The organism is Burkholderia cepacia (assembly GCF_029962485.1).
Taxonomy (GTDB): domain Bacteria; phylum Pseudomonadota; class Gammaproteobacteria; order Burkholderiales; family Burkholderiaceae; genus Burkholderia.
The window spans coordinates 3,322,168-3,334,453 of the sequence record NZ_CP073637.1 but is presented as its reverse complement, the minus strand read 5'-3'; the positions used below and the strand labels follow the sequence as shown (position 1 = coordinate 3,334,453).

Below are 12,286 nucleotides of genomic sequence, written 5' to 3'. Positions count from 1 at the left end.
CGCCGCGCGACCGCGTTCGCGCCGGGCCGCTGCCGTGCATCCGGCCATGTATCAAATCCGCGAAGTTAATGCTGCCGCTATACCAGCAATAAGTGTGCGCAATTTTGACCGGACGAATGATCCGTAAAGATGGCTGCGCCCCATACGACGCAAGCACTCGGCTCCAAAAAACAACGCTCGCGCCACTTATCGACTATTCGACAAAATCTGGAGATCCCATGAAAGCATTTGCTCGCCGTGCGTCGCGCACGTCCGTCAAGCTGATCGCCGCGGCCGCCTGCGTGGCGGCCACTGCGCCCGTCCACGCACAGTCGAGCGTGTCGCTCTACGGTCAGGTCGACGAATGGGTCGGCGCAACCAAGTTCCCGGGCGGCAATCGCGCGTGGAACGTGTCGGGCGGCGGCATGTCGACGTCGTACTGGGGCCTGCACGGCGCCGAGGATCTCGGCGGCGGCTACAAGGCGATCTTCACGATGGAGAGCTTCTTCCGCGCGCAGAACGGCCAGTTCGGCCGCTTCCAGGGCGACACGTTCTTCGCGCGCAACGCGTACGTGGGCATCAGCTCCCCGTACGGCACGGTGACGGCGGGCCGCCTGACGACGCACCTGTTCCTGTCGACGATCCTGTTCAACCCGTTCTACGACTCGTACACCTTCTCGCCGATGGTGTACCACGTGTTCCTCGGCCTCGGCACGTTCCCGACCTATCCGAGCGACCAGGGCGCGGTGGGTGATTCGGGCTGGAACAACGCACTGTCGTACACGTCGCCTTCGTTCGGTGGCCTGAACTTCGGCGCGATGTACGCGCTCGGCAACCAGGCCGGCGACAACCGTTCGAAGAAGTGGAGCGCGCAGTTCAACTACGCGAACGGCCCGTTCGCGGCGACCGCCGTGTACCAGTACGTGAACTTCAACAACGGCCCGCAGGATCTGAGCGCGCTCGTCACCGGCATGAAGAGCCAGGGCATCGCGCTGGTCGGCGCGACCTACGACCTGAAGCTCGTGAAGCTGTTCGGCCAGTACATGTATACGAAGAATGACCAGGTCGCGGGCAGCTGGCACGTGAACACCGCGCAGGGCGGCGTGTCGGTGCCGCTCGGCGTGGGCAACGCGATGGCGTCGTACGCATACTCGCGCGACGCGGGCGGCCTCGACCAGACGCGCCAGACCTGGGCCGTCGGCTACGACTATCCGCTGTCCAAGCGCACGGACGTCTACGCCGCGTACATGAACGACCACATCAGCGGCCTGTCGTCCGGCAACACGTTCGGCGCAGGCATTCGCGCGAAGTTCTGACGCGCACGCGCGAACGGTGCGCCGGCCGCGCGCGTAAATCGCGCGTTCCGGCTGCATGTATTCCCGCCAGAAACGGCGCCGCCACTCGCGGCGCCGTTTTGCCTTTCTTGACCTTTCTGTTTCCTCGCCTTTGTTACCCTATCTCGTAATTGGACCATTCCCCGTCATTACGAGCTAGTTCGATGGATACCCTCGTCAGCATGAATGTGTTTCGCTACGTCGTCGAAGTGGGCAGCTTCGTCGGCGCGGCCGAGCGCATGCAGATGTCGGCTGCGATGGCGAGCAAGCACGTGATGCATCTCGAGCAACAGCTCGGCGCGCGGCTGCTGCATCGCACGACACGACGCGTTGCGCCTACCGAGGCGGGACGCGAATACTATGAGCGCCTTGTGCAGGCGCTGTCGGAACTCGACGAAGCCGGGCAGGCTGTCGGCGCCGCGAGCGTGGTGCCGCAAGGCAGGCTGCGCGTGACGTCGCTATCCGCGTTCGGGTTGCGGCACGTGATGCAGGCCGTCACCGATTACGCGGGCCGGTTCCCGGACGTGACCGTCGACATGACGCTGTCCGATCGCGTGGTCGACCTGATCGAGGAAGGCTACGACGTCGCGGTACGCGCGGCGCCGAACGGATTGAAATCGTCGTCGCTGGTCGCGCGGCAGATCGCGACCGCGCACATCCTGCTGGTCGCGTCGCCCGAGTATCTCGAGAAGCACGGCACGCCGCAGACGATCGCCGATCTCGCGCACCACAACTACCTGCGGCGCGATTCGAATTCGACGATGCTCGATTCGCTGGTGATCGACGCGGCCGCTGCGTCGCGCGTGAACCTGAACGGCAACCTGATCGTGAATCATCTCGAAGGGCTGCGCGCAGCCGTGCTCGCCGGCGCGGGCATCGCGCTGCTCGGCACCGAGGTGGTTGGCGACGACATCGAATCGGGCCGGCTCGTGCCGGTGCTGCTCGATTCCGTGCCGCCGCACGAAGCGCCGATCTATGCGGTGTACGCGAGCCGTCGCCACGTGTCGGCGAAGGTGCGTTCGTTCGTCGACTTCCTGGCGGCGCGTTTCGAAGGGCAGTCGCTGTGCCCGTCGATCGAATCGCGCCTGCGCGTGCTGCCGATCACGCGGATGAAGCGCGCGGTCTGAGCGATGCTTCCCGCTGCGGCGGGGCAATAAAAAAGCGCGAACCGCTGCGGTTCGCGCTTTTTGTTTGGTCCGACAGTTGGCGTGTCGATGGCGGCCGCGAGGGCCGCCGCTTCCTTCAGCGCGGAATGCCGAGCCGCGCCTTCGCGTCGTCGTACTCGCGCTTCAGTCGCTCGACGAGCGCACCCACGCTCGGCAGGTCGTCCATCAGGCCAACGCCCTGGCCGGCACCCCAGATGTCCTTCCACGCCTTCGTCTTGTCGCTGCCGAAATTCATCTTCGTCTTGTCCGATTCCGGCAGCGCGTCCGGATCGAGGCCAGCCTTCTCGATGCTCTCGCGGATGTAGTTGCCGTGCACGCCGGTGAAGAGGTTCGTGTAGATGATGTCTGACGATTTCGCGTTCACGATCGCGTGCTTGTAGTCGTCGATCGCGTGCGCTTCCTGCGTCGCGATGAAGCGCGTGCCCATGTAGGCGAAGTCGGCGCCCATCGCCTGCGCGGCGAGGATCGAGCCGCCGTTCGCGATCGAGCCGGACAGCACGATCGGGCCGTCGAAGATCTTGCGGACCTCGCCGACCAGCGCGAACGGCGAGGTCGTGCCTGCATGGCCGCCGGCGCCGGCCGCGACGAGGATCAGCCCGTCGACGCCGGCTTCGAGCGCCTTCTGCGCATGGCGCAGGTTGATCACGTCGTGCAGCACGATGCCGCCGTAGCTGTGCACCGCGTCGACGATCTCGCGCGCCGGCGCGCGCAGGCTCGTGATGAAGATCGGCACCTTGTGCTCGACGCATACGCGCACGTCGTGTTCGAGCCGCGCGTTCGACTGGTGGACGATCTGGTTGACCGCGATCGGGCCGATCACCGCGTCGGGGTGTTTCGCCTTGTGGTCGGCCAGCTCCGACTGGATCTGCGTGAGCCACTCGTCGAGCAGTTCGGCCGGACGCGCATTGAGCGCGGGGAACGAACCGACGATGCCCGCCTTGCATTGCGCGAGCACGAGTTCGGGATAGCTGACGATGAACATCGGCGACGCGATGACGGGCAGCGTCAGGTTCTGCAGGACAGCGGGCAATGCCATGTGATGTCTCCAGTCTCCAGGGGGCGCCGGCGCCCGCGCGCATCGCGCGGATGCCGACACCATGCTTTGCATTCGAACGGTGATTCGAGTGTAGCTGCGAACCGGACGCGTTCGAGGACGTTCATATTAATACGAACGGTCGTGCGATTCTACGCGAGCTTAACAAAATGCGCGGTGTGGCGGCAATCGAGTGAGTGTTCTCTTTCTAGGGTTTCTGGCTGTTGCCACGCTGTGTAGATGCACGAGCGCTCCTAAAATAGCCGCCATAACAAACCAACGAGAAACAAACCATGTCGTTTGAGGCGTTTGCACCGTTTCGCGTGACGGTGCAGGACACCGACATCTTCGGTGTCAAAGGAGGCGCGGGTCCGCCGCTGCTGTTGCTGCACGGACATCCGCAAACCCACATGATCTGGCATCGCGTTGCCGCGACGCTCGCGAATCATTTCACGGTGATCGCCACCGACCTGCGCGGCTACGGCGCGTCGGGCAAGCCGCCGAGCGACGCGCAGCACACGCCGTACTCGAAACGGGCGATGGCGGCCGACCAGGTCGCCGTGATGCGGCATTTCAGCTTCGAGCACTTCCACGTATGCGCGCACGATCGCGGCGCGCGGGTCGCGCACCGGCTCGCGCTCGATCACGCGGACGCCGTCGAGCGGATGATGCTGCTCGATATCGCGCCGACGCTCGCGATGTACGAGAAAACCGACCGCGCATTCGCGACCGCGTATTTCCACTGGTTCTTCCTGATCCAGCCGGCGCCGCTGCCAGAGACGCTGGTCGGCGCGCATACCGATGCGTACATCGAGCGCGTGATGGGCAACCGGTCGGCCGGGCTCGCGCCGTTCGCGCCCGAAGCGCTCGACGCGTATCGCGCCGCGCTCGCGCAGCCGGGCGCCGTGCATGCGATGTGCGAGGACTACCGCGCGTCGGCGACGATCGACCTCGAGCACGATCGTGCGGATCTCGAGCGCGGCAACAAGGTCGCGTGCCCGCTGCGCGTGCTGTGGGGCGAGCACGGGATCGTCGGCCGCTGTTTCGATCCGCTCGACGAATGGCGTCGCGTTGCCCGCGACGTCAGCGGCCGCGCGCTCGACTGCGGGCACTACATTCCGGAAGAGGCGCCGGTCGCGCTGATCGACGAACTGCTCGCGTTCTTCGAGGCGCGCGACCCGGCTGCATAAGCGGGCGGACGGACGGGCGGCGCGCGCCGCCCGCTGCTCATCGATGCGCGTGGTCGTCTTCGACGAGCGGCGGCAGGCGGCGCGGCACCGGCGTCGATTTCACGATCGCGGTGCTCGTCTCCGCGCGCTCCGTCACCTTCGACAGGATGTCGTCGAGGTGCTCGATCGTGCGCAGGTAGAGCCGGCAGATGAAGCAGTCTTCGCCGGTGACCTTGTCGCATTCGACGAACTCGGGAATGCGCCGCAGCAACTCCTCGACCAGGTGCAACTGGCCCGGCAGCGGCTTCACGCGGACGATCGCCTGCAGCGTGTAGCCGAGCGCGCGCGGGTCGAGCTCGACGGTGAACGCGGCGATCACGCCCTGCGCTTCGAGTCGCCGCACGCGGTCGGCGGTTGCGGGCGCCGACAGCCCGATCTGCCGCGCGAGTTCGCTGGTTGCGATGCGCGCGTCGTCGGCGAGCGCCGCGAGGATCGCGCGGTCGGTCGCGTCGAGCGACGCGATGGCGGGCGGGGAAAGGCGTTTCGGCATGATCGCTTTGCTTTCGAAGGTCAATCGGCTGATTCACTTCAGTTTAGCCGTGGTTGTGGCGAAAGCAAGTTTCTAGAATCGAAGTCATCCACTCTCTTCAACGGAGTTCATGATGGCCTCGAATGAAATTCGCCGCGGCGCCGCCGAGATGATCGTCGCGATGCTGATGTCCGGCACGATCGGCTGGCTCGTGATGTCGTCGCAGCAGCCGCTGACGAATGTCGTGTTCTTCCGCTGCCTGTTCGGCGCCGCGACGCTCGCGATCGTCTGCGCGGCGTTCGGCTTCCTGCGCCGCTCGCTGTTCTCGCCGCGGATGCTCGCGCTCGCGACGCTCGGCAGCGTCGCGATCGTCGCGAACTGGCTGCTGCTGTTCGCCGCCTATTCGCGTGCGTCGATCTCGATGGCGACCGCCGTCTACAACACGCAGCCGTTCATGCTCGTCGCGCTCGGCGCCATCGTGTTCCGCGAACGGATCACCGCGTCGACGGTCGCGTGGCTCGCGCTCGCGTTCGCCGGGCTCGTGTTCGTGGTGCGCGTCGAGCCGTCCGTGCTCGCCGTACCCGGCGAGTATCTCGAGGGTGTTGCGCTGTCGCTCGGCGCGGCATTCCTGTATGCGATCTCGTCGATCGTCACGAAGCACCTGAAGGGCACGCCGCCGCATCTGCTCGCGCTGCTGCAGGCCGGCCTCGGCGTCGTGCTGCTCGCGCCGTTCGCGCACTTCGGCACGCTGCCCGCGACGGCCGCGCAATGGCTCGACCTGATCGTGCTCGGCGTCGTCAACACGGGCCTGATGTATGTGCTGCTGTACGGCGCGATCCAGAAGCTGCCGACCGCGATGACGGGCGCGCTGTCGTTCGTCTATCCGGTCGTCGCGATCGTCGTCGATCACGTCGCGTTCGGGCAGACGCTCGCGTGGACGCAGGTGTTCGGCGCGCTGCTGATCCTGCTCGCGGCGGCCGGCGTGAACCTCGGCTGGCGCATCGTGCCCGCGCGTCGCGCGGCGGTCGGCAACTGAAACGGTCGTACGCTTCGGCGCCGCTGCGCGATGCCGCCGCGGCTCGCCGAACGCGAAATCGAGGCACGATGATTGCGCGCGAAAGCGGCTCGCGCGCAGGCGTGAAAGACGCTGTAAGAAGTTGTAGGGAAACACCCGATGCGAGCGGTGCGCGTCGCTCGTATGATGCGGGCTGTGACGTTGATCACGTTCACAGGATTCCGATCTCGACGCCGTTCGCCCGTGAGGCTGAACGGCTTTTTTTTATGCTTCGCTTCCGGCGAGCAGGCGCCGCCGCGCATCGAGCCGCGCGAGCAGCACGCGCCTCGCGTCGTCGTCCGACGCCCGCCATCCCTTGATCTCGTCGCGCGTGCGCAGGCAGCCCGCGCACCAGTCGGTGCGCGGATCGATCCGGCATACGTCGGTGCACGGCGACGCGACCGTGCCGACCGGCAGCGGCACGTCGCTCATGCCGGATCCCGCAACGCGACATCCGCGACCGGCGCGCCCGTCAGCGACACGAGTTCATGCGGCGACAGGTTGAACACCGCGTGCGGATGGCCGGCCGCGGCCCACAGGCTGTCGAGCGTGAGCAGGTCGGCGTCGATCAGCGTGACGGGTTCGACGAGATGGCCGATCGGGCAGACACCGCCGATCGCGTAGCCCGTGTTGTCGCGTACGAATTTCGCGTCCGCGCGGCCGACCGCACCGACCTGTGCGGCCACCTTCTTCTCGTCGACGCGATTGACGCCGCTCGCGACCACCAGCACGGGCGCGCCGTCCGACTGCCGGCGAAACAGGATCGACTTCGCGATCTGCGCGACCGAGCAGCCGAGCCCGGCTGCGGCCTCGGCCGACGTCTTGCCGGTTTCGGCGAGCATCACGATGCCGTTCGCATGGCCGCGCTCGCGCAGCAGCAGCGCGACGCGTCGCGCGGAATCGGGGAGGGAATCGAATGAAGCAGGTGTCGTCATGTCGAGGAATCCGTGGAGTGCCGCGGTTACACGCAGGTCGCGTCGTCGGCCGCGCTTTGTGCCTTGGCGATGAGTGCGCGACCGGCGCGCGAGACGTTCGCGCGGCCGATCGCGTTCGAGATGAAGTCGCCGGCGGCGACGACCTGTGCGAGATCGATGCCGGTGTCGATGCCGAGGCCGTGCATCAGGTACAGCACGTCCTCGGTCGCGACGTTGCCTGTCGCGCCCTTCGCGTACGGGCAGCCGCCGAGGCCCGCGACCGACGCGTGGAAGATCTCGATCCCTTCGAACAGCGCCGCGTAGATGTTCGCGAGCGCCTGGCCGTAGGTGTCGTGGAAGTGGCCCGACAGGCGTTCGCGCGGGAACACGCGCGTGACGGCCGCGAGCACTTCGCGCGTGCGCTTCGGCGTGCCGACGCCGATCGTGTCGGCGATGTCGATCTCGTCGCAGCCGAGCGCCGCGAAGCGTTCGACGACGTCGACGACCGATGCGACCGGCACTTCACCCTGGTACGGGCAGCCGAGCGTGCACGACACGCTGCCGCGCAGCCGCAGGCCCGCGTCCTTCGCGGCCTTCGCAACGGGCTCGAAGCGCGCGATGCTCTCGGCGATGCTGCAATTGATGTTCCGCTGCGAGAACGCCTCGCTCGCCGCGCCGAAGATCACGACTTCGTCCGCGCGTGCGGCGACCGCGTTCTCGAAGCCCTTCAGGTTCGGCGTGAGGACCGAGTACACGGTGCCCGCGCGACGCTCGATGCCGGCCATCACGTCGGCGCCGTCGGCCATCTGCGGCACCCATTTCGGCGACACGAACGACGCGGCCTCGATATTGCGGAAGCCGGCGCGCGACAGCCGGTCGACGAGCGCGATCTTCACGTCGGTGGGCACGAAGGTCTTCTCGTTCTGCAGCCCGTCGCGCGGGCCGACTTCGACGATCTTGACGGCGGTGGGGAATGTCATGGTTGTCTCCTGGTTTTTCGGTAGGGCGGAATTCAGTAGCCGCGCGCGTAGTCGACGATGCCGCCGACGCGCTCGCCGCGCTCGAACGCACGGATCTTGCCGGCGATCTGTTCGACGGCCTCCGCGCGCAGCGTTTCGGCCGAGCTGTGCGGCGTGATGGTGATACGCGGCGCGTGCCAGAACGGATGGTCTTCCGGCAGCGGTTCGTGCTGGAACACGTCGAGCGTGGCCGCGGCGATCCGGCCGCTCGCGAGCGCGTCGAGCAGGTCGGCCTCGACGAGATGCGCGCCGCGCGCGACGTTGACGACATACGCGCCGGGCGCAAGCCGTGCGAACGCGCGCGCGGACAGGATGCTGTCGGTGTCGGGCGTGCTCGGCAGCAGATTGACGAGCACCTTCGCGCCGTCGATGCACGCGTCGAATGCGCCGTCGCCGGCGAAGGTCGTGACGCCGTCGAGCTGCTTCGCGCTGCGGCTGTAGCCGCGCACGGGCAGGCTGAGCGCGGCGAGTGCGCGCGCGACCTGCGTGCCGAGCACGCCGAGGCCGAGCACGGCGACGGTAAAGCTCGCGCGCGGATGCGGTTCGAGCGGCTGCCAGCGGCGCGCGCGCTGCAGCGCGTCGTATTCGTCGAAGCGGCGCAGGTAGCGCAGCACCGCGTGCGTCACGTATTCGACCATCTGCTGCGCCATGCCCGAATCTTCCAGCCGCACCAGCGGCACGTGCGCGGGCAGCGTGCCCGGATGCGCACGATCGAGCGCAAGCAGCGCGTCGACGCCCGCACCGAGGTTGAAGATCGCGCGCAGGCCGTCGCGCGGGGCGAAGAATTCGCGCGGCGCGCGCCACACGAGCGCGTAGTCGGCGGCGGCCGTGTCGCCCGGCTGCCACGCGCGCAGTTCGGCTTCCGGCAGCGCGTGCGCGATCTCGTCGCGCCATGCGCCGGCTTCCTGATGCGGGGAGTAGAACAGGATCTTCATGGCGCGATGGCGGGCGCGCCAGCGGGGCGCGTCACGGGCAAGGCGAGCGGGGCCGGGCGCAGCGCGCCGGCGGGCGTAGCGGACATCGGGCGTCTCCTGACGACCGGGCCCGGCGCATCGGCGCCCGGCCCGGCTCGGTGTGAAGCTGACGGGAAGCCCACATTCTACGGTTTCGCGGCATGTTGCGCCGTCGCGCGGTCCGGCCGGCCGCGGGTCGCCGTCCGGACGGTCGCCCCCGGATGGCCGGCCCGCGGACGGCCGCCCCCCGGATGGCCGCCCCGCGCAAAAGCAAAGCACAAAATATTGGTTCGGCCGCCGGGAGCGCCGCGCCACAATCGAACCTCGTCTTCAAGCAAGCGAGGGCAATCATGAGCGCATGCAGCAAATCGGCGTGGCCGCCGCGGCTCGTCACCGTTCCGGGCCTGCACGGCAGCGAAGGCGCTCACTGGCAGACCTGGCTCGAGCGGCAGTTTCCGCGTTCGTTGCGCGTCGAGCAGGACGACTGGGACGCGCCCGACCTCGCGGGCTGGGCGCATTCGGTGCGCACACTGCTCGATCGCGAGCGCGGGCCGTTCGTGCTCGCCGCGCACAGCTTCGGCTGCCTCGCGGCCGCGCATGCGCTCGCGCAGGGGCCGCATACGGGCGATGTCGCGGGCGTGCTGTTCGTCGCGCCCGCCAGCCCGAAAAAATTCACGTTCGCCGGGCCGTTCGACGCGCGCCGGCTCGCGGTGCCGTCGATCGTGATCGGCAGCGAGACCGATCCGTGGATGCCGCTCGCCGATGCGCGCACGCTCGCGCAGCGCCTCGGCAGCGCGTTCGTGAACCTTGGCGATGCCGGGCACATCAACACGGCGGCCGGCTTCGGGCCGTGGCCGCGCGCGAAATACTTCATCGACACGCTGGTGCATTGCGCGGCGCCGCTGCGCTTTCGCGACGCGGACGACGGTTTCGAAACCGCGCTCGTCGACCGCGCGCTCGCGCACGCGGTCTGACGGCGCGGGCCGTCGCGCTTACGACGCGGCGACGGGCTTGACGGCGGCCGGATCCGAATAGCTCGGCCGGCCGTTCTCGACGTGGCCCGCGAAGCGGCGCGAGAACGTGCCGTTCGCGCCGTCGCTGACCGTCACGTCATACCATTGGTGGCTCGACGCGAGCGCCCACTGCTCGACATGCTCGTCGCCGCCGTGCAGCGTCACCTGCCGCGACGGCGCGCCGTACGCGTTGTCGGCCAGCGTCAGTGTGACGTGGGCGCCACCGTGGTTGTGCAGCTTCAGGTACAGGTTCCCGTTCGCGATGTCGTAGCCGGCCTTGACCTCCGGCTGCGCCGGGTTGCGGTGAGGCGCGGCCGTGGCCGACACGTTGCCGGAGAACACGCGCACGAAGCCGTTCGGCCCGTACACCGAGAACGCATACGCACCGTTCGTCACCGTCAGGTCGAAGTCCGCATGCAGCACGCGGCGCGCGCCGACCGTATAGCGCCACGGGCCGTCGGTGCGGTTCGTCGCATACACGTGGAAGTGCGCGCCCTGGTTGCCGCGGTTCGCGAATTCGATGCGCAGCTTCGTCCCGGCGTAGAGGCTCGCGTTCACGTGCAGCTCGTACGGCAGGGCGCGCGCGGGCCGCACGCCGGGCTCCTGCGGGTCAACCGGCGACGGCGTCGCGGGGACGGTCGGCGCGGGCTGCGACGTGCATTGCTGGTCCGCGATCGAGCGGTACTGGCTCGTGTCGGGCAGCGGCGGGAACGACGCATCCGACGAACGGAAGTCGAATGCGGCGGTGAGGTCGCCGCATACGGTGCGGCGCCACGGCGTGATGTTCGGTTCGTCGATACCGAAGCGTTCGCCGATGAAGCGGATCACCGACGTGTGGTCGAACACCTGCGAGCACACGTAGCCGCCCTTGGTCCACGGCGACACGACCGTCATCGGCACGCGCGGCCCGAGGCCGTACGGCAGGCCGTCGGCCGTGTAGCTGCCGCCGCGCCCCGGGTTCACGACCGTATGCAGCTCGCCGTCGGTCGTCACGGTCGACGCGCCCTGCGCGGCCGACGTCGGCGGCTGCGGCGGCACGATGTGGTCGAAGAAGCCGTCGTTTTCGTCGTACATGATGAACAGCACGGTCTTGCGCCACACGTCCGGGTTCGACGTGAGTGCATCGAGGATCTGCGACGTGTAGTTCGCGCCGTACGCGGGCGTGTATTTCGGATGCTCGGAGAACGCGGCCGGCGGGCACAGCCACGATACCTGCGGCAACCGGTCGTTGATCACGTCGTCCTTCAGGTTGTCGAGCGTGCGCACGGTCTGCGCGCGCTGGTACAGCGACGAACCGGGCTTCGCGTTGATGAAGTTCGCGAAGTTCTGCAGCACGTTCGTGCCGTAGTTGCCGTTGTACGGATCGTTGCCCGTCGTCCCTTGCTGATAGATCTGCCACGATACGCCGCGCGCTTCGAGGCGTTCGGGGAAGGTCGTCCACGACAGCAGCTGGTACGCGGGCGGCCCGTCGCCGTCGACGTAGTCGCTGTTGTCGAGCAGCGGGCCGCCGAACTTGCCGGTCGGGTCGACCGTGCCCGTCATCAGGTACGAGCGGTTCGGGTGCGTCGGCCCCGGCAGCGAGCAGAAGTAGTTGTCGCACACGGTGAACGCATCGGCGAGCGCGTAGTGGAACGGGATGTCCTCGCGCACGTGATAGCCCATCGTCATGTCGGTCTTGTTCGCGGGCCACTGGTCGTAGCGGCCGCCGTCGATCGCCGCGTGCGTCTTGTACCACGAGTGGTCGAGATCGCCGACACACTGCGCGCTCGTCGTCAGCGTGTTCAGCCGGAACGGCAGCACGGGCTTGCCCGGATCGGCCTTCGACGGCTGGTACCACACCGGCTTGCCGTTCGGCAGCGGGATCGGGAAGCGGTCGTTGTAGCCGCGCACGCCACGCAGGTGTCCGAAGTAATGATCGAAGGAACGGTTTTCCTGCATGAACACGACGATGTGCTCGACATCGCGGATCGTGCCGGTGCCGCGCGCGGCGGGAATCGCGAGCGCGCGGCGGATCGATTCGGGAAAGGCGTTGAGCGCAACGGCGGCGCCCGCGGATTGTGCGACGGTATGCAGGAAACGGCGGCGGCTCGATGACGTCATGTTATTTCACCTCGGTTCTGCGG

General features: G+C 67.8%; 12 protein-coding genes. 5 read left to right on the top strand and 7 right to left on the bottom strand.

Features of this window, described 5'->3' with window-relative positions; all coding sequences use genetic code 11:
• Nucleotides 1-218 precede the first annotated feature (218 nt).
• Nucleotides 219-1,295, top strand: coding sequence for a porin (locus tag KEC55_RS15515; protein ID WP_282506108.1), 1,077 nt, complete (start codon nucleotides 219-221; stop codon nucleotides 1,293-1,295).
• Nucleotides 1,296-1,477: 182 nt separating this feature from the next.
• Nucleotides 1,478-2,440, top strand: coding sequence for a LysR family transcriptional regulator (locus tag KEC55_RS15510; RefSeq protein ID WP_176049502.1), 963 nt, complete (start codon nucleotides 1,478-1,480; stop codon nucleotides 2,438-2,440).
• A 115-nt stretch (nucleotides 2,441-2,555) separates the two neighbouring features.
• Here KEC55_RS15510 and KEC55_RS15505 read toward each other — a convergent pair whose 3' ends face one another.
• On the bottom strand, nucleotides 2,556-3,515 hold the full coding sequence (locus KEC55_RS15505) for an NAD(P)H-dependent flavin oxidoreductase (protein ID WP_176049503.1): 960 nt from the start codon (nucleotides 3,513-3,515) through the stop codon (nucleotides 2,556-2,558).
• Between the two features lie 290 nt (nucleotides 3,516-3,805).
• Here KEC55_RS15505 and KEC55_RS15500 point away from each other — a divergent pair, with 290 nt between their 5' ends.
• On the top strand, nucleotides 3,806-4,702 hold the full coding sequence (locus KEC55_RS15500; RefSeq protein ID WP_282506107.1) for an alpha/beta fold hydrolase: 897 nt from the start codon (nucleotides 3,806-3,808) through the stop codon (nucleotides 4,700-4,702).
• Between the two features lie 37 nt (nucleotides 4,703-4,739).
• Here the strand turns inward: KEC55_RS15500 and KEC55_RS15495 are convergent, their stop codons facing one another.
• On the bottom strand, nucleotides 4,740-5,231 hold the full coding sequence (locus KEC55_RS15495) for an Lrp/AsnC family transcriptional regulator (RefSeq protein WP_176049505.1): 492 nt from the start codon (nucleotides 5,229-5,231) through the stop codon (nucleotides 4,740-4,742).
• A 112-nt stretch (nucleotides 5,232-5,343) separates the two neighbouring features.
• On the opposite strand from KEC55_RS15495, the gene KEC55_RS15490 reads away from it, so the two are divergent.
• Nucleotides 5,344-6,246 carry a DMT family transporter gene (locus KEC55_RS15490; protein ID WP_176049506.1) on the top strand — a complete coding sequence of 301 codons (903 nt, stop codon included), beginning with the start codon at nucleotides 5,344-5,346 and terminating at the stop codon, nucleotides 6,244-6,246.
• A gap of 243 nt (nucleotides 6,247-6,489) precedes the next feature.
• Here the strand turns inward: KEC55_RS15490 and KEC55_RS15485 are convergent, their stop codons facing one another.
• Genes KEC55_RS15485 through KEC55_RS15470 form a run of 4 tightly spaced genes read right to left on the bottom strand, consistent with a single transcriptional unit; the run spans nucleotide 6,490 to nucleotide 9,132 of the window.
• Entirely contained in the window at nucleotides 6,490-6,696 is a 207-nt protein-coding gene (locus KEC55_RS15485) for a DUF1289 domain-containing protein (protein ID WP_282506106.1), read from the bottom strand.
• Nucleotides 6,693-7,199 carry a YbaK/EbsC family protein gene (locus KEC55_RS15480; protein WP_282506105.1) on the bottom strand — a complete coding sequence of 169 codons (507 nt, stop codon included), beginning with the start codon at nucleotides 7,197-7,199 and terminating at the stop codon, nucleotides 6,693-6,695. The genes KEC55_RS15485 and KEC55_RS15480 overlap by 4 nt, the downstream gene beginning before the upstream one ends.
• Before the next feature lie 26 nt (nucleotides 7,200-7,225).
• On the bottom strand, nucleotides 7,226-8,158 hold the full coding sequence (locus KEC55_RS15475) for a hydroxymethylglutaryl-CoA lyase (RefSeq protein ID WP_282506104.1): 933 nt from the start codon (nucleotides 8,156-8,158) through the stop codon (nucleotides 7,226-7,228).
• Between the two features lie 32 nt (nucleotides 8,159-8,190).
• Entirely contained in the window at nucleotides 8,191-9,132 is a 942-nt protein-coding gene (locus tag KEC55_RS15470; RefSeq protein WP_282506103.1) for a 2-hydroxyacid dehydrogenase, read from the bottom strand.
• Between the two features lie 368 nt (nucleotides 9,133-9,500).
• On the opposite strand from KEC55_RS15470, the gene KEC55_RS15465 reads away from it, so the two are divergent.
• Nucleotides 9,501-10,124 carry an RBBP9/YdeN family alpha/beta hydrolase gene (locus KEC55_RS15465; protein WP_282506102.1) on the top strand — a complete coding sequence of 208 codons (624 nt, stop codon included), beginning with the start codon at nucleotides 9,501-9,503 and terminating at the stop codon, nucleotides 10,122-10,124.
• Between the two features lie 18 nt (nucleotides 10,125-10,142).
• Here KEC55_RS15465 and KEC55_RS15460 read toward each other — a convergent pair whose 3' ends face one another.
• Nucleotides 10,143-12,263: a phosphocholine-specific phospholipase C gene (locus KEC55_RS15460; RefSeq protein WP_282506101.1), complete on the bottom strand. Its 2,121-nt coding sequence runs from the start codon at nucleotides 12,261-12,263 to the stop codon at nucleotides 10,143-10,145.
• Nucleotides 12,264-12,286: the final 23 nt, after the last annotated feature.